Origin of the sequence: Streptomyces sp. NBC_01241 (assembly GCF_041435435.1) — a bacterium.
Taxonomy (GTDB): domain Bacteria; phylum Actinomycetota; class Actinomycetes; order Streptomycetales; family Streptomycetaceae; genus Streptomyces.
Genome location: NZ_CP108494.1, coordinates 3,136,508 through 3,153,947, shown reverse-complemented (window position 1 = coordinate 3,153,947; position 17,440 = coordinate 3,136,508). Strand labels below are relative to the sequence as shown.

Annotated in this window: 13 protein-coding genes and 1 tRNA gene; 5 read left to right on the top strand and 9 right to left on the bottom strand. The window is 69.7% G+C overall.

The features are described 5' to 3' along the window. Nucleotides 1-10: 10 nt before the first annotated feature. The 8 genes from OG306_RS13780 to OG306_RS13745 form a co-directional block, all read right to left on the bottom strand. The gene (locus OG306_RS13780) at nt 11-3,052 is read right to left on the bottom strand and encodes an alpha-mannosidase (RefSeq protein ID WP_327259195.1); all 3,042 of its coding nucleotides are present in this window, start codon (nt 3,050-3,052) and stop codon (nt 11-13) included. A gap of 79 nt (nt 3,053-3,131) precedes the next feature. Next, nucleotides 3,132-3,395 (bottom strand): hypothetical protein, encoded by a 264-nt coding sequence (locus OG306_RS13775; protein ID WP_371666236.1) that lies wholly within the window; start codon nt 3,393-3,395, stop codon nt 3,132-3,134. 81 nt (nt 3,396-3,476) lie between these two features. Then, nucleotides 3,477-5,231 (bottom strand): glycoside hydrolase family 35 protein, encoded by a 1,755-nt coding sequence (locus OG306_RS13770; RefSeq protein WP_266746470.1) that lies wholly within the window; start codon nt 5,229-5,231, stop codon nt 3,477-3,479. Nucleotides 5,232-5,297: 66 nt separating this feature from the next. Then, entirely contained in the window at nt 5,298-7,262 is a 1,965-nt protein-coding gene (locus OG306_RS13765; protein ID WP_266746469.1) for a glycoside hydrolase family 5 protein, read from the bottom strand. 83 nt (nt 7,263-7,345) lie between these two features. Then, a complete protein-coding gene (locus tag OG306_RS13760; protein WP_266746468.1) occupies nt 7,346-8,191 on the bottom strand; it encodes a carbohydrate ABC transporter permease in 846 nt (281 codons plus the stop codon). Nucleotides 8,192-8,196: 5 nt separating this feature from the next. Beyond that, nucleotides 8,197-9,186 (bottom strand): carbohydrate ABC transporter permease, encoded by a 990-nt coding sequence (locus OG306_RS13755; RefSeq protein WP_266746467.1) that lies wholly within the window; start codon nt 9,184-9,186, stop codon nt 8,197-8,199. Further along, complete coding sequence (locus OG306_RS13750) at nt 9,183-10,460, bottom strand: ABC transporter substrate-binding protein (protein ID WP_266746466.1); 1,278 nt, start codon at nt 10,458-10,460, stop codon at nt 9,183-9,185. Before OG306_RS13750 ends, OG306_RS13755 begins: the two co-directional genes overlap by 4 nt. Before the next feature lie 138 nt (nt 10,461-10,598). Beyond that, nucleotides 10,599-11,756, bottom strand: coding sequence for an ROK family transcriptional regulator (locus OG306_RS13745; protein WP_266746465.1), 1,158 nt, complete (start codon nt 11,754-11,756; stop codon nt 10,599-10,601). 155 nt (nt 11,757-11,911) lie between these two features. On the opposite strand from OG306_RS13745, the gene OG306_RS13740 reads away from it, so the two are divergent. Together OG306_RS13740 and OG306_RS13735 are read left to right on the top strand one after the other, a co-directional pair. After that, entirely contained in the window at nt 11,912-14,029 is a 2,118-nt protein-coding gene (locus OG306_RS13740) for an alpha-galactosidase (RefSeq protein ID WP_266746464.1), read from the top strand. Nucleotides 14,030-14,072: 43 nt separating this feature from the next. After that, on the top strand, nt 14,073-14,933 hold the full coding sequence (locus OG306_RS13735) for an alkaline phosphatase family protein (RefSeq protein WP_323183858.1): 861 nt from the start codon (nt 14,073-14,075) through the stop codon (nt 14,931-14,933). 97 nt (nt 14,934-15,030) lie between these two features. On the opposite strand, the gene OG306_RS13730 is transcribed toward OG306_RS13735, so the two are convergent. Then, a tRNA-Cys gene (locus OG306_RS13730) sits at nt 15,031-15,105 on the bottom strand. Between the two features lie 186 nt (nt 15,106-15,291). Here OG306_RS13730 and OG306_RS13725 point away from each other — a divergent pair. From OG306_RS13725 to OG306_RS13715, 3 genes are read left to right on the top strand one after another with little or no spacing between them, the layout of a single operon-like run. Further along, complete coding sequence (locus OG306_RS13725; RefSeq protein ID WP_266746463.1) at nt 15,292-16,770, top strand: MFS transporter; 1,479 nt, start codon at nt 15,292-15,294, stop codon at nt 16,768-16,770. Nucleotides 16,771-16,810: 40 nt separating this feature from the next. Next, nucleotides 16,811-17,011 (top strand): ribbon-helix-helix protein, CopG family, encoded by a 201-nt coding sequence (locus tag OG306_RS13720; protein ID WP_026290595.1) that lies wholly within the window; start codon nt 16,811-16,813, stop codon nt 17,009-17,011. Then, nucleotides 17,008-17,397 (top strand): type II toxin-antitoxin system death-on-curing family toxin, encoded by a 390-nt coding sequence (locus tag OG306_RS13715; protein ID WP_266746462.1) that lies wholly within the window; start codon nt 17,008-17,010, stop codon nt 17,395-17,397. The genes OG306_RS13720 and OG306_RS13715 overlap by 4 nt, the downstream gene beginning before the upstream one ends. The last annotated feature ends 43 nt before the right edge of the window (nt 17,398-17,440 follow it).

Here is a 17,440-nt window from a genome sequence, read left to right as displayed (position 1 = left end):
AGGGTCTCGGTCAGTCACCCGTTCGGGGCCTCAGCCGAAGAGTAAGGATCTGGAACGGGCGGAGTGCCAGGAGCACCCTTCGACCGTCCGCTTGTACGGCGTCCACGTTCTCGCGCGGGTCGAGTTCGCGCTCCAGCAGATCGGTCTCGGCCGCCGACGCAAGCGGGAAGCCGGCGGTCAGGACGGTTCGGGCGCGTCCGCCGTGGGCCTCGTAGAGGCGTACGACGATGTCGCCGGAACGATCGTCGGCAAGTTTGACCGTCTCGATGACGACGGCCTCGTTGTCCGCGGTGACGAGCGGTTGGACCTCGGTCGAGCCGGGGAGGCTGCGCTCCGGCTGGTTGAACGCGTAGCCCTCGCGGACGGTGTCGGCGATGTCGGCGCCGATGACGAACCCGTAGCGCAGGCGGTGGTGGCCCTGGTCGGCATCCGGGTCGGGGAAGCGGGGAGCGCGGAGCAGGGAGAGCCGGACGGTGGTGGTGGTGCCGCCGTCGGCGCGGACGTCTCGGGTGACCTCGTGCCCGTAGGTCGAGTCGTTGACCACAGCCGCGCCCCACCCCCGTTCGCCGAGGTGCAGGAAGCGGTGGGCGCAGATCTCGAACTTGGCGGCGTCCCAACTGGTGTTGGTGTGGGTGGGGCGCCGGACATGTCCGAAGGGGATCTCCGCACTGGAGTGGTCGGCCCGCACGTCGAGCGGGAAGGCGGCCTTGAGGAGCTTCTCCTTCTCGTGCCAGTCGATCTCGGTGTCGATGTCCAGACGTCGGGAGTCTTCGGGCAGGGAGACCAGCTGTTCGATGCGGGAGTCGCCGAAGGTCCGCACGATCCGGACACCGCCTTCCTTTGCCCCGACCGAGTCGGCGTCGAGGAGGTTGTGAACGGTGTTGCGGTAGAAGGCGTCGATGTCCCAGGCGTCGTACTCGTTGGGGAAGTCCTGGTGCAGCTGGAGGAGGCCCCCGGCGGCGCCGGGAGCCAGCGCTTCGCGGTCGGCCGCGATGTCGTACGCCGAGGTCACCAGGCCCTGGGCATCGATCCGGACGCGGACCAGGCCGTTGTCCAGCACGAAACCGTCCCCGCTCCGGACCGGGGCGACGGGTCGGCCCGGCGGCCGGGTGCGGAGCGTGGCGCCGAGTGCGGGGACACCGCCGCGGGCGAACGGAGCGGCGTTGAAGACCACGGGCAGGTCGCCTTCGCCGGCCAGGGCCCGCTGGGCGGCGTCCGTGATCGCGCACAGCTCGGCGGTGACGGCGGCATAGGTCTGCTCCGCCTCCCGGTGCACCCAGGCGATGGAGGAGCCGGGCAGGATGTCGTGGAACTGGTGCAGCAGGACCGTCTTCCACAGCCGGTCCAGGGCCTGGTAGGGGTACGCGAATCCGGTGCGCACGGCGGCGGTCGCCGACCACAGCTCGGCCTCTCGCAGCAGGTGCTCGCTGCGCCGGTTGCCCTGCTTGGTCCTCAGCTGGCTGGTCAGCGTGCCGCGGTGGAACTCCAGGTACAGCTCCCCCTGCCACACCGGCGCGTCGGGGTATTCGGCGTGTGCCCGCTCGAAGAAGTCCGCCGGGCGCTCGATGACGACCCTGGCCGAGCCCTCCAGGTCGACAAGACGCTCGGCCCGGGCCAGCATCTCCCGGGTGGGGCCGCCGCCGCCGTCTCCGTAGCCGAACGGGAGCAGCGAGCTGTTGGCTGCCTCCTTGTCCTGGAAGTTGCTGACGGCATGGGCGAGTTCGGCGCCGGTGATCTCGGCGTTGTAGGTGTCGACCGGCGGGAAGTGGCTGAAGATCCTGGTGCCGTCGATGCCCTCCCACCAGAAGGTGTGGTGCGGGAACTTGTTGGTGGTGTTCCAGGAGATCTTCTGGGTGAGGAACCACCGGACCCCGGCCAGTTTCATCAGCTGCGGCATGGCCGCGTTGTAGCCGAAGGTGTCGGGCAGCCACATCTCCTCGGTCTCGACGCCGAACTCGTCGAGGTAGAAGCGCTTTCCATGGATCAGCTGCCGGGCGAGGGCCTCGCCGCCGGTGATGTTGGTGTCGGGTTCCACCCACAGGCTGCCGACGGGGAGGAACTGCCCCTTCTTCGCCTTCTCCTGGACCCGGCCGTAGACCTCGGGGCGGTGCTCCTTGAGCCAGGCCAGCTGCTGGGCCTGGGACATGGCGAAGAGGAAGCCCGGGTGGTCGTCCATGAGATGGGTGACGTTGGAGAGCGTCCTGGCAACCTTGCGGACGGTCTCACGCAGCGGCCACAGCCAGGCGGTGTCGATGTGGGCGTGTCCGATGGCGGACATGCGGTGGGCGCCGGCGGCCGCGGGGGCGGCGAACGCCGGGCGCAGCACCTCGCGGGCGGCGGTGGCGCTGCCGGCGATGTCCTGCAGGTCGACTGCGTCCAGGGCCCGCTCGATGGTGTGCAGGAGCTGCCAGCGGCGCGGGTCGGCCTCGGGCAGTTCGCGCATGAGCCCCCCGAGGACGTCCAGGTCCTGGGCGAGTTCCCACACCTGCGCGTCGAAGACCGCCAAATCCAGCCGGAGCAGCTGGTACAAGGGTGCGCTCTCGGGGCCGACTCCCGTCATCCAGGAGGGTTGGTCCCCGGTCCGGGACGGGATGTGGTCATCGACCAGGTTGGGGTTGGCGGCGGCCTCGACGTAGTAGGTGAAATCCTCGCCGCCGACCGCCGGGTCGGCGACCGGGATATAGGCGTTGCGGGGGTTGAGGGCTTTCACCACGCTGCCGTCCGCCCGGTAGACCAGGCCCTCGGTGGAGAAGCCCGCGCCGGTGACGTTGAAGCCGAGGTCGATGACCGCCTCGACCCGCAGGCCGGCCCACTCCTCCGGAACCCTGCCGCTGATCCTGAACCAGCTCGTGGACCAGGGCGGCCCCCACCGGTGCCCGAGCGTCACGGGTTCGTACGGTGCGGCCAGGCCGTCGGCCACGGGGACCGGCTCGCCCGGCGCGTTCCAGATCGCGATCTCGACCGGGACGGTACGGGCGTGGACCGCGGGCCGGATGCGCTGGTTCAGCACCCGGTCGAGCCGCTGCTCGGTGAGGCGTCGCTTGCTGTGCATGGATTCCTCTGTCGTCGATGGAGGACGGTGATCTTGTTGCGGCCGACCGGCCGTCAGGAGTGGTGCGGAGACGGGTACGTCAGACCGCCCACCACACCGTGGTGTTCGCGGCCGGCTCCAAGCTCGCGCCGTGGGAGCCGTTGGTGGGGCCGACCGGGGAGCCGGCGAGCAGCAGACGCCCGGGTGCGGGGATGCGTACCGCCTCATCGGTGGTGTTCATCGTGCAGACGAAGTTTTGACGGCGGAAGACGAGCACGCCCGCAGGCGCGTCGGTCCATTCGACGGCGTCACCCGCGCCGAGCCCCGGGTGCGCCCGCTGTACCGCGAGCGCACTGCGGTACAGCTCAAGCGTCGAGTGGAGGTTCGTTTCGGCGTGGCCGGTCGGTCCAACCCGGTTGCAGCGTGCTGTCCGGTGTCGCGGACGTCAGTCCTCGGTGGGGCCCAGATCGGGAGTGCCCCGCAGTTCCACCGCGCGGGTGGTGGAACCGTGCAGTTCGAGGACCGTGATCTCGTTCCGGCCGGCGTTCAGGATCGGCGCGGGGACGTAGAGAGTGGTCTGCGGTCCTCGGGACCAGTAGCGGCCGAGTGCGAAGCCGTTGATCCAGACGTGGCCCTTGGTCCAGCCGTCCAGGGCGATGTAGCCGTCGGCCGGCTGCTCGATGTCCAGGTGTCCACGGTGGAACGCGGGGCCGACCGGGGGCGAGGCGGGCTCGAACGCGGCGAAGGACAGTCGGCCCAGATCGTCGAGAGGCAGCGGCCGGCTGTACCAGCCGTCCGGGGCCAGCGCGTTGAGGGTGACCTCGCCGAGCAGCCCCTTGCGGTCGTGCATGCCCTGCCCGTAGTTGACCCTGCCCTGGTTCTCCACCAACACGGCCAACTGCGCGCCCCGCCGGGAAGCGTGGAAGGTGAGGATGTGCTCATGGTTCTCGCGTTCCAGGACGCCGACCGGCTGGCCGTCGACGAAGACCTGGGCGCGATCGTGCACCTCGGCGATGCGGAGGACGGTCGGCCCGGCCGTCAAGAGCTCCGTCTCGTACAGGATGAATCCGAAGGACTGGCCGAGCTGCTCCATGACCTGCGGGCGGTCGGCGTGCACCGCGCTGCCGAGCCGTTCGCGCTGGTCCAGGAGACTTGCGCATGCGGTGAGTTCGGCGACGGCGGGGGTGAGCCTGGGTGCGGGGGCGGGTACCGGTTCCTCGGGGACGGGCGCGTACCGGGCGATGACCTCGCGGAAGGCGGCGTATTTGGGGGCGGGGTCGCCGGCCTCGTCCAGAGGCGCGTCGTAGTCGTACGACGTGACGGTGGCGCGGTACGTGCCCTTGTCGTTGGCGCCGTTGGTGAAACCGAAGTTGGTACCGCCGTGGAACATGTAGATGTTGACCGAGGCACCGGCCGCGAGCAGCCGGTCGAGGTCCGCCGCGGCGTCGGCCGTGCTGCGGGTGACATGGGTGCCGCCCCAGCGGTCGAACCAGCCGATCCAGAACTCGCTGCACATCAGCGGCCCGGACGGCTGATGCCTGCGCAGTTCGGCGAGCCCGGCGTCCACCCGGCTGCCGAGATTGACGGTGCGCAGGACGCCGTCGAGGCCGCCGCGTTCCAGATCGGAGGGCTGGTCGCACGTGAACAGCGGCACGTCGATTCCGTGTCGGTGCAGTTGCTCCGCCAGATTCTCCAGGTAGCCGGAGTCGTCGCCGTACGCGCCGTATTCGTTCTCCAGCTGGACGGCGAGAATCGGGCCGCCGCGCGTGGAGAGGTAGGGAAGGACGGGCGGCAGCAGGGCGCCGAGGTAGCCGTCCACCGCCTTCAGATAGCGCGGGTCGCGGCTGCGCAGTTCGATGTCCTCGTCGGCGAGCAGCCAGGAGGGCAAGCCGCCGCCCTCCCACTCGGCGCAGATGTACGGTCCGGGGCGGAGCAGCACATGCAGGTCTTCGGCGGCGGCCAGGTCGAGGAACCGGGGGAGATCGAGACCTGCGTCCAGCCGGAACTCACCCGGATGGGGCGAATGAAGGTTCCATGGGACGTAGGTCTCGATCGTGTTCAGTCCCATCAGGCGCGCCTTGCGAAGCCGGTCGGCCCACTGTTCCGGATGGATCCGGAAGTAGTGCAGCCCGCCGGAGATGATCCGCAGCGGTCGGTCGTCGAGACGGAAGCCGTCTGCGGCAACCTCGAGTCGTGGCATGGCCGTGGTCTCCTCGATGATGGAACTGATGGAACTGATGGAACTGATGGAACTGATGGGGGTGGGTCAGCTCAGCGGACGGCAGAGCAGTGCGTCGGGGACACCGCCGTTGTTCCGCTGCCAGGTGAAGGCGACGCCGGCGACGTACTCGTTGTCGGTGCACTGACCCTTGTAGTAGCCGGGGGCCCAGTCGCTTCCGACCGAGCCGCCCGTGGCGGGGCGGTTGTCGCCGTGATCGAACCAGACGTTGCGTCCGTTCAGCGGCAGCGGCGCGGCGGACGGCGCGCAGAGCAGGCCGGCCATCGATTTGCCGTTGACGCTGTAACCGACGGCGAAGGTGTTGTCGGGGCACTGGAGTTTGTTGTAGCCCGAGGCCCAGTCACCGTGGGTGACGTAGCGCTCGTCATGGACGGCCACCCAGGCCCCGGCTCCCTTGGCGGGCTGGTTCGCGTCGGTGCACAGCCCGCGCTTGTCGCTGCGGCCGAGGCCGACCAGGCGCTGGCTGTCGGGGCAGTTGCCCTTGCGGTAGCCGGGACTCCAGTCGCTCTGGGCGAGCATGCGGGAGGAGACGTTGTGGTCCCGGAAGTCGAGGTTGAGCATGTTCCAGTGGTCGACCTGTGCGACCGGACCGGAGACGCCAGAGGCGTTGACCAGCTTGTTCCAGTCGGCGGACCGCCAGTCACCGGGGTCGCTGAGGCTCTGACGCTTACCGGCGGCGTCGTAGGAGATCAGGGCCCAGTTGTCCTGCGGCGCGCCGTTGGCGCCGGTCCATCCGACCAGCGGCCAGATGGCGAAGTCGGTGTCGTTCTCGACCAGGATGTCGGTGAAGTTGCCGAACCAGGTCTTTTCCTTGGTGTCGTTCGACCCCCGGCCGCCGGCACCGAACTCGCTGATCCAGACCGGGGCGGTGAAGTGCTGGCCGGCCTGGGTGACGAACAGGGCCTCGTCGTGCACCAGTTGCTTGAGCTTGTCGAGCGGGAAGTCCTCGTACGGCCAGTCGTTGGTGTGCCCCGGTCCGTTGCCGGCACCCGTGTAGTTCGGGCCGGTGTAGCCGTAGAAGTGCGCGGCGTAGACCAGCTTCCCCGAGGCGATCAGGGTGTTGGAGAGTTCACGGACCGGGGTCAGCATCGGCCTGCCGTAGTTGAGCCCGTCCAGCGGGATGCCGTACCAGTTGATGCCCTCCATGATGACCAGCATGTCGGGGTCGGCTCCCAGGATGCGGGTGCCCGCCAGCTCGAAGGCCGCGTAGGTGTCGTGGTCGTCACCCCAGCCCCAGTTGGGGTCGTCCCAGGTGTCGCGGCGGATCTCGTTGCGCAGATCGGCGCCGACGACACGCTTGTTCGCCTTGTAGCGGTTCACCAGGAAGAGCCAGTCCTCCTGCCACTGCTGGGCGGACTGGCCGCTGTTCCAGCGCTCGTTGCCGTCCAGGCCGCAGCAGAAGCGGTAGGTGGTGGTGTGGTTGTTGAGGACGACCGCGAAACCGTCGGCGGTCAGGGCAGCCACCACCGCGTCGTACACCTGCAGCGGGGTCTTGCCCTTCAGCTGCGGGTTGGCCGCGACCGCGGAGTCCGGTACGACCGTGGTGTCGCGCATCATCGCGTTGGCGAACGGCAGGCGGATGCTGTTCAGCCCGAGCTCGTGGAAGTCGGCCATGATCTGCGTCATCGGCGCGCGGTCCAGGCCCAGCGGGATGTTGTGCGACATCTGGTCCGCCTGGTGGTTCGCGGGGTCGTTGACATCTCCGCTGCCTTCCCAGGTGCCCTGGGCGCCCGCCCAGTTGCCGGCCTTCAGCTTGAAGCGGTTGCCGTTGGCGTCGACGATGTAACGCCCGCGGGTACTCAGCGGTCCCGTCCAGGAGGCTGCCAACTGCGGTCCGGTCATTGGAGCGGCGGTGGTGGCGGTGGTGGCGGTGGGGGACGCTGCGACGGAACCGGAGGTTCCCGCGAGGACGAGGGTAACCGCGGCTGCCGTGGCAGGCAGGATTCGGGAGAAGAATTTTCTGACGGCGGGAGCCGACCTGTCGGATCTCATGATGGTCCCCTTCAAGGGTGGGGGTGGTGGGGGGGATCTTCAGGTGGTGCGGCCCGGACCGGTGGTCCGGAGTCAGGTGCGGCTCAGCCCTTGAGTCCGCTGGTGGCGATGCCTTCGACGATGTAACGCTGGGCGACCAGGAACATGGCCACCAGTGGTGCGATGGTCACGACGGCTCCGGCGAACAGTCCGGGCAGGTTGACGGTCTGTGAGGTGAGGAAGGTCGACAGGGCGATCTGGGCCGTCCACGAGGACGGGTCCTGCCCGATGACCAGCGGCCACAGGAAGGCGTTCCAGCTGTCGATGAAGGCGAGCGCGCCGAGCGAGGCGAGCATTGCTCCGGACGACGGCAACGCGATCCGGCGGTAGAGGCCGAGCCAGCCCAGCCCGTCCAGGCGTCCGGCCTCCTCGATCTCGCTGGGGAACTGGAGATAGAAGTTTCGGAAGAGCAGAACGGCGAAGGGGTTGAAGAGCCCGGGCGCGATGATTCCCCACAGGGTGTTGACCCCGCCCATGGAGCCCACGACGACGAAGGTGGGGACGAACGTCACCGAGCCGGGGATCATCAGCGTGGCCACCACCAGGGCGAGCAGGACGCCCCGTCCGGGTACCGGGATCCGCGCGAGGGCGTACCCGGCGGCCGAGGCGAGGAGCGTCGACACCGGGGCGGTGATCGCGGCGATCAGCAACGAGTTGCCGAGGGCCTGGCCCATGTGCAGCGTGGGATCGCTGAAGAGCGAGGTGAAGTTGTCCCAGTGCATCGTCGACGGCCACCAGGTCCAGTGCGGTGACGTCAGGCCCTGTGTGTCCATCAGAGCATTACGCAGCATCAGATAGAAGGGCGCCAGGAACACTGCCGTCAGCAGGCCGGCCAGCACGCCGCGCACGGACCGGCGCAGCACCTGCGGCAGGTGTCGGGCGGTTGTCATGTTGCTCACTCCTCACCCTTTCCGAAGCCGGTGATCCGGCCCTGGATCAGGGTCACGCAGACGATGAGGGCGGTGAGCACGAAGGCTCCGGCCGACCCGAGGCCGTAGTTCTGGGAACCCATCGCGGTGTCGTAGAGATAGCCCAGCGGGGTTCGGACCGGGGCCCCCGACCCGCCGGACTGCCCGCTGTTGAACAGGTTGTAGAACTCGTCGAACGCCTGGAACGCGGCGATGAACTGCAGCATCAGGACGGCCACCGAGGTGTTGCGCAGCATCGGCAGGGTGATCCTGCGCAACAGGCGCAGGCCGGTGGCGCCGTCGAGGGCGGCGGCCTCGTACATCTCCTTGGGGATGCCCTGGAGTCCGGCCAGGAAGAGCACCATGTAGAAGCCGACCTGGAGCCAGAGGCGGAGGGTGACGAGGGCGACCCAGTACAGCGGCGGCGAGGTGGTCTGCAGCCATGGTTGGGCGTCCATGCCGAACCAGCCGCCGAGGGTGTTGGCGATGCCGCTCGGCAACCCGTTGAACAGGCTCATCTTCCACAGCAGGGAGGCTGCGACGTAGGAGACGGCGGCCGGGATCAGGAAGGCGGTGCGCAGTACGGCCCGGCCGCGCCGGATCCGGTGCACCAGCAGCGCCAGTCCCAGCGAGGCGGCGAACGTCAGCGGCACGATGAACACCGTGAACAGCAGGATCTGGCCGAGCGACTTGCGGAACACCGCATCGGAGAGCAGCGTCTGGTAGTTGTCCAGGCCGACCCAGTGCCCCAGGGAGATGGTGCCGCGGGCCTCACTGAGGCTGAGCAGGAAGCTCCAGCCGATGGCGACGTACTTGAAGAGGCCCAGGCCGATCAGCAGGGGTCCGGCGAGCAGCGCGAACGCTCCCCAGGCACGCCAGTCCGTGTGGGAACGGCGGAGGGGGGCGGTGCCCCGCGGCTCAGCCGCGGGGCACCCGACACGCTCGTGGTCAAGCGTGGATGGAGGCGCGGACGTCATGATGCGCGCTGCTTGTCGATGTCACTCTGGGCCCGCTTGGCCGCGTCGGCCAGGAGCTTTTCCGCATCGCCCTGCCCGTTGACGATCTTCGCCGCAGCCGCGGCGAAGAGGTCGCTCACGGTCTTGTTCCAGGTGCTGGGGTTGTTCCTGCCGTACTTGGCGGCCAGCTCGACGGTCTCCTTGGCGGGGCCCTGGGTGAGCTTGCTGGCGGTGGCGGCGACGGACTTGCGCGGCGGGATGTGGAGGCCGTAGCTCTGCGACCAGTCCGTCTGGAGGTCGGTCTGCTGGACCCAGAGCCACTGGACGAACTTCTTGGCCGCTTCCACGTTCTTGCCCCTGGCGTTGACGCAGGTGCTCCAGCCGCCGACGCGGACCGCGGGCTTGCCGCCGGACTTGAAGGCGGGCCAGGGCAGGACGCCGAAGTCGTCGCCGAGCGCGGTCTTGATGGCGGGCATCGACCAGAGGCCGCCCCACTGCATCGGGACGACGTTCTGGGTGAGGGCGGCGGGATCCCACCAGTCGGTGGTGAATCCGAGCAGCAGGGACTTGTCGTCGTGGAGGCGCTTGAGCCCGGCCACGGCCTCGGCGGCCTGGGCGGAGCCGAAGGCCGCCTTGCCGTCGTGGGTAACGAGGTCACCGCCGTTGGAGAACACGGACAGGATGGCGCTGTCGCCCAGACCGTCCTGGCCGACGAACAGCCCCTTGGTCTTCTTGGAGCTCAGGGCCTTGGCCGCGTCGACGAGCGCGTCGAAGGTGGCGGGCGGGGTGATGCCGGCCTTGGACAGCACGCTCTTCCGGAAGTAGAGCATCATGACGTCGTCGAGGGTCTTGACGCCGTAGAGCTTGCCGTCGACGGTCACCATCTCGCGGGCGCCCGGGTTGAAGTCGGACTTGGCGCTGCCGTAGATGTCGTCCAGCTGGGCTATCTGGCCCTGCCGGGCGAAGCTCTCGCTGAAGTCGCCTATCTCGAAGACGTCCGGGGCGGAGTCGGTGAGCAGGGTCGCGTTGAGCTTGGCGGAGTAGTCGCCAGGGGTCCAGGTGACCTTGACCGCGATGTCCGGGTTGGCCTTGGTGAACGCCTTGGCATAACGGGTGAGGGCCTGCTGGGTGCCGGCCTCGCCGTAGGCGTGGGACCAGACGTTCAGGGTGGTCTTCGCCCCGGAGGAGGACCCGCCGACCGGGTCGGAACTGCAGCCGACCGCCGCTCCGGCGACGAACAGAATGGATCCGCCGAGGAATCCTCTGCGGCTAAGCTTGGCGCTCTGTGCGCTCACTTGGCATCCTTCAGTTGAGGGTTGGGCGTACGTGTTGCTGTCCGGCGCAGCCGGTGTCCGACATTCACAGTTGGCAGACGGTGACGGACATCGGCCGTGCCGGAAGCTCGGGCCGGCGATCGGGATGGTGACGCTTGCTCAGGGGAAGAGGGCCTGGATGCCGACGACGGCGGCGCCCCGGGCCCACTCCTCCCAGGGGAGCGGACGCAGGGTCAGCGGGCATTTCGCCGCTGCTTTGAAGCAGTGCGCGGCGTAGGCGTCCTTGATGTGCATTCCGAAAAGGTCGTAGGTGTCGAGCCCCTCGCCGGTGACGACGACGCGCTCGGGACCTACGAGGTTCACCAGCGTGGCTATGCCGACGCCGATGGCGTGGCCCGCTCTGGCGAAGGCGCTCTGCGCGGCGGGGTCTCCACCACGGGCGAGCTGAACGGCGCCGTCGAAGTCCAGGTCCGGGTCGTCGGTGGCGCAGCGGATGGCGGCGAGGATGGCGTCGCTGGAGGCGATGGCCTCGACGCAGCCGACCTGGCCGCAGTGGCACCGCGGCCCGGCCGGGTCGATGCTGATGTGCCCCATCTCTCCGGCGACACCGTACGCGCCGGCGACCAGCTCACCGTTGATGACGATCCCGGAACCGATCCCGGCTCCGATGGTGACCAGCGCGAAGTACTCGGTACCGATGCCCTCGCCGAACCAGTGCTCGGCCGCGGTGATGGCCTTGACGTCGTTCTCCACGGTGACGGTCAGGCCGGTCGCCGCGGCGAGGGTATCGGCCAGCGGCACGTCGCGCCAGCTGGGGAGCACGGAGTAGCGGACCCGCCCGGCGGGGCGGTCCACGTCGCCCGAGACCGCGATGCCCAGATGCCGGGTACGGGCCCGGTACTCGGGTTTCGCGTCGAGAAGTTCGGCGACGAGATCGGCCAGTAGCCCGCATACGGCAGCCGGGTCGCGGTCGCCCAACGGCCGGCTGGCGGTGGTGCGCATGTGGGCCCGCAGGTCGCAGACCGCGCCGAAGAGGGTGTCGGCACTGATCTTCACACCGACGACGAACTCCCGGTCGGGAGTGACGGCCAGCGGGTTCACGGGGCGTCCGGCCCCTGGAGCGGTGCGCTCCGGGGGGAGTTCGTGCAGGTATCCGTCGTCGATGAGCGGTCGCGCGGCCTTGGTCACAGCGGTCGAGGACAGACCCGTGCGGCGGGCCAGCTCCACCCGGCTGAGCGGACTCTCGGCCAACAGCAGGGCGAGGATGGCGGTTTCGGCCGGTGCGGTGACCAGTGGCCGAGAGTGGTTTGGAAACACGGCGGAAACCTACGATAAATAAATAACTTCGTCCAGTATTGATTTTCCTGTTCGGCAAGTCCTACGCTCTGGCCCAACTCCGGGTGCGGTCACTGTTGTTAGCCATGGCCGCCCGCCCGGTCCTCACCGACGCTCGACACCCCTCGGGACCTCCTGTGCCTCCCACGCCCTCGTCCGTTTCCTTCGATCCCGCCTGCGGGCTGGCGGTCCTGCGGACCCCGAACAGCGTCTACGCCGTGCGCATCGGCGCAGACGGCAGCCCCCGGCATCTGCACTGGGGGGAGAAGCTCGACACCGAAGCCCTCGGTGAGCTGCTCGTGGCCAACTCGCCTGCCGCGAGCAGCTTCGAGGCGGATGCCGCCCCGGACGAACTGGCCCCGCAGACCGGTGCCCGGTTCGGACCGGCCGGCCTCCAGGTACGGTTCGCCGACGGCACCCGCGGCGCCCAGTGGACCTTCACCGGCCACACGGTCCGGGACGGAGAACTCCGCCTGCAACTGGCTGACCGCCGCTACCCGTTGGCCGCTGAGCTGTGCTACCGCGTCCGCCCCGGCAGTGACGTCGTCGAGCGTTGGGTGGAACTCACCCACACCGGAGCCGACGACTCGGACCCCATCACCGTCGACCGGCTGGACTCGGCTTCCTGGACGCTGCCGGCGCTTCCCGATTACCGGCTCAGCCACCTCGTGGGCGGCTGGAACAGCGAGTTCCAGCTGAACCGCGACCGCCTCCCGGTCACCGAGACCGTGCTCACCAGCCGTCGCGGCGTCACCAGCCACCACGCCAACCCCTGGCTCGCCCTCGACGACGGCACCGCCGACGAGGAACACGGCGAGGTCTGGAGCACCGCCCTGGCCTGGAGCGGAAGCTGGCGCATCACCGTGCACCGCGACCCGGTCGGCCGGACCACCTGGACCGGCGGCTTCGGCCACGAAGGACTCAGCTGGACCGTCCGGCCCGGCCAGAGCCTGCACACACCCGTCTTCGCCGGCCTCTACACCCCCGGCGGCTTCGGCGCCGCCAGCCGGGCCTGGCACCACCACATCCGCACCACCGTCCTGCCCGCCACCGAACGCGACCGGCCCGTCCTCTACAACTCGTGGGAAGCCACCGGCTTCGACGTGGACGGGCCCGGCCAACTGCGCCTGGCCGGGCTGGCCGCACGTCTGGGCGCCGAACTCTTCGTCCTCGACGACGGCTGGTTCGGCGCCCGTACCAGCGACCATGCGGGCCTCGGCGACTGGACCCCCCGGCCCGGGGCGTTCCCCGACGGACTGCGCCCCCTGGCCGACGAAGTGCACCGCCTGGGCATGGAGTTCGGACTGTGGGTCGAGCCGGAGATGGTCAACCCCGACAGTGACCTCTACCGCGCCCATCCCGAATGGGTCGTCCACGCGCCGACTCGGGACGCCACCGAACTGCGCAACCAGCTCATGCTGAACTTCGCCCGCCCGGAGGTCGAGGCCTGGGCCCACCGGACCCTGGACCAGCTGGTGCGCGACAACGGCATCGACTGGTTCAAGTGGGATGCCAACCGGGTCGTCACCGAAGCCGGATGGGCCGGCCACCCGGATCCCGACCGGCTATGGATCGACCACACCCGCGCCGTCTACCGGATCATGGACCGCCTCCGCGCTGACCACCCCGGCCTTCGCATCGAGGCGTGCGCGGGCGGCGGCGGACGGGTCGACCTCGGCATCCTGGCCCGCACCGACCAGGCCTGGACCTCCGACAACACCGATCCCGTCGACCGGATCGGCATCCAGCACGGCTTCAGCCAGCTCTTCCCCGCCCAGGCCATGGCCGCCTGGGTGACCGACAACCCCAACATCACCACCGGTCGCACCACCCCTCTCCGGTTCCGCTTCCACTCCGCCATGGCCGGAGCGCTCGGCATCGGCGGGGACCTCACCACCTGGTCCGAGGAGGAGCTCGACGAGGCCACCGCACTCGTTGCCCAGTACAAGCAGATCCGTCCCCTGGTCCAGCACGGCCGCCAGCACCGCCTCCACGGCCTCGACGGAGTGACAGCCGTGCACTACGCGTCCCAGGACGACACCGAGCACGCCGTCCTTGCCTGGCGCCCCGCAACCCGCTTCGGCCACCAGCCCCGCGGGCTCGCGCTGCCGGCCCTGGACCCCGCGGCGCACTACGTCGACATCGACGAGGGCAGCACCCACAGCGGCGCCGTCCTGACCCGGCGGGGCATCGACCTGCGGCTGCCCACCGGCGACTACGCCAGCCGTCTGATCCGGCTGCGCCGGACCGTCTGACTGCCGCCCCCTTCTCTGCCCGACCCACGAAAGAACCGAGAACATGCCCACACCCCGCGTCCTGGTCGTCGGAATCGACGGCGTCCGCCTCGATCTGCTGCCGATGCTGGAAACGCCCAACCTCGACGAAGTCGCGAACGCCGGCTTCCTCGCGCCCGTCCACATCGACGACGACACACCGACCATGTCGGGCCCCTGCTGGACCACGATCGTCACCGGTGCCGGCGTGGCCAAGCACGGAGTCTGGGGCAACAACTTCACCGGAAACCGGCTTGGGGTGTTCCCCGACTTCACCACCCGGCTGGCCGCCGAGCGCGGGAAGCGGACCTTCGCGGCCGGCGGTTGGGAACCCCTGTTCCTGGCCCGGCAGGGCGGCCCGGTCTTCGCGGCCCCGAGCAGGCTCGCCTACATCGCCCCGCGCGAGGACACCCCGCAGGCCTGGGAGGAATGCGACCAGAGCGTGACCGACGAAGCCGTAAGGGTTCTCAGCTCCGGCGAAGACCTGGACGCCTCCTTCGTCTACCTCGGCGCCGTCGACGAGACCGCCCACTACCTCGGCTGCGGCCCCGAGTACCAGCGCGCGATCGAGACCGCCGACCGACGACTCGGACAGCTCCTCACCGCGGTACGCGAACGTCCCGACGCCCGGTCCGAGGAGTGGACCGTCATCGTGGTGACCGACCACGGCCACCGCGACGAAGGCGGCCACGGCGGTCGCAGCACATTGGAGCGCACCGCCTGGATCGCTGCGAACGGCCCCGGCATCGCCTCCACCACCCCACCGGACAGCCTCCGCCACGCCGATGTCGCCGCCCACGTCTACGCCGCCCTGGGCATCACGCCCGACCCGCACTGGACGCTCGACGGACAGCCCTTCCCCTCCCTCACACCGCAGACCGCCTGACGCAGGCAGGAAACCGCCGGCCGGCGACCCCGGGCGCGGCAGCCGGCCACAAGGCCGCCCCGCGCCGGGGCGGCCGTTTCGGTTACCTGCCGGAAACTGGAGGCCGTGACCGGATTCGAACCGGTGTAACTCGAGTTGCAGTCGAGCCCCTGAACCACTCGGGCACACGGCCGTGTGTTCCTCGTTGTGGTTCGACCGTAGGGGCGGGTGTCCGCGCTGCTCAAGAGCGCGGGCCGGGCCGCAACGCGACTGCCATGTTCCGTTCACGATCGGCTCCGCGGTCCTACGACCAACGGACGAGCGGCGGACCGCCTCGCGACAGGGCTCAACCGAGATCTTGCCCCTTACTCTTGGGCTCATGAGTGCCCTGGAACCACGAGCCGCCGACACCGACACCGACACCGGGATCAATGCCGATGCGGCGTCGCCCGTTCCGGATGCCGCGTCCGGCGGAGTGCTCGGGCGGACCTATCGGGCGCTCAGCGTCGGCATCGTCTCCGTGGTGTTCCTGATCGCCTTCGAGGCGACGGCCGTGGGGACCGCGATGCCGGTCGCCGCCCGTGAGCTGCACGGCATTCCGCTCTACGCGTTCGCGTTCTCCGCGTACTTCACCACCAGCCTGTTCGCCATGGTCCTGTCCGGGCAGTGGGCGGACCGACGGGGGCCGCTCGGGCCGCTCGCCGCCGGGATCAGCGCGTTCGCGGTCGGGCTGCTGCTCTCCGGGACCGCCGGGGCCATGTGGATGTTCGTCGCCGGGCGGGCCGTCCAGGGGCTCGGCGGCGGGCTGGTGATCGTGGCGTTGTACGTGGTGATCAGCCGGGCCTATCCGGAGCGCCTGCGGCCGTCGATCATGGCCGCGTTCGCCGCGAGCTGGGTGATCCCGTCCGTCGTCGGGCCGCTCGCCGCCGGGAGCGTGACCGAGCACCTGGGGTGGCGGTGGGTCTTCATCGGCATCCCCGTCCTCGTGGTGTTCCCGCTGGCGCTCGCGCTGCCCGCGATCCGGCGCCGGGCGTCGGGGCCGGCCGATCCCGCGGCACCCGTCGAGCCGTACGACCGGCGCCGCATCCTTCTCGCGCTCGGGATCTCGCTGGGGGCGGGGCTGCTCCAGTACGCCGGGCAGGAGCGGAACTGGTTCGCGCTGCTGCCGGCGGTCGTCGGGTTCGGGCTGCTCGTCCCCGCCGTGCGCGGACTGCTGCCCCCGGGCACGGGCCGGGCGGCGCGCGGGCTGCCCTCGGTGGTGCTGCTGCGCGGGGTCGCGGCCGGGTCGTTCATCGCCGCCGAGTCGTTCGTACCGCTGATGCTGGTGACCCAGCGCGGGCTGAGCCCCACGCTGGCCGGGCTCTCGCTCGCGGCCGGGGGCGGGACCTGGGCGCTCGGCTCGTACGTACAGTCCCGGCCGCGCCTCGAACCGTACCGGGAGCGTCTGATGGTGGGCGGCATGGTGCTGGTCGCCGCGGCGATCGCGGCCGCGCCGTCCGTGCTGATCGACTCGGTGCCGGTCTGGACCGTCGCCGTGGCCTGGGCCTTCGGGTGCTTCGGCATGGGCATGGTGATCGCGTCGACGAGCGTGCTGCTGCTGAAGCTGTCGGCGCCGGAGGAGGCGGGGGCGAACTCGGCCGCGCTCCAGATCTCCGACGGGCTGTCGAACGTCCTGCTGCTGGCCGCGGGCGGGGCGGCCTTCGCCGCGCTCGGCGGCGGGGCCGTGGGGGCCGTGCACGGGGCGGCGGAGGCGGGGGCCTCGGGGACTCATCCGGGGGCGTTCGCGGTGGTCTTCCTGCCGATGGCGGGGGTGGCGCTGGTGGGGGCGTGGGTGGCGGCGCGGGTGCGGACGCGCTAGCTGGTACCAAGTTGGCCCCACTCGGTGGTACTGTTTTGGTATGGCCATGAACCTGCGTCTTCGTGACGATCAGACCGAAGCCCTCAAGCAGCGCGCGGAGCAGGAGGGGACCAGCATGCACGCCATACTGCTGCAGGCCGTGGACGACTACCTGGCCAGGACCGCTCAGCAGGCCATCGTCCGCAAGACGGCCAAGGAGCAGGCGGCCAAGTGGAGCGAGCTCATGGAGCGGCTCAAGTGAACTGTGTCTACCTGACTTCCGAGGACATCCTCGTCATCGCCGAGCACGCCTGCGCGGACATGCACATCGTCGTACGCGATGCCGGGCTCCTCGAATCGGCGGCACACCGCCCCTCCGCGGCCATGTTCGGTGAGGAGGCCTACCCGGACCTGATCGACAAGGCCGCCGCGCTTCTGCAGTCCTTGGCGATCAACCGTCCGTTCTTCGATGGCAACAAACGCACGGCCTGGCTGTCGTGCGTGACCTTCCTGGCGATGAACGGGGTAGATCTGTGCCCGGACATCGATGCAGCGGAGCGCCTGGTCATCGCGGTGGCCACCGGGGAAATGGACGAGGTGAAAACGATCTCTCAGGGGCTGCGCGCGCTGGTCGTCGACGAGGTGTGACAGCCATCGCAATTCCGTGCGGGGCGACGTAGTTCGAGACGGT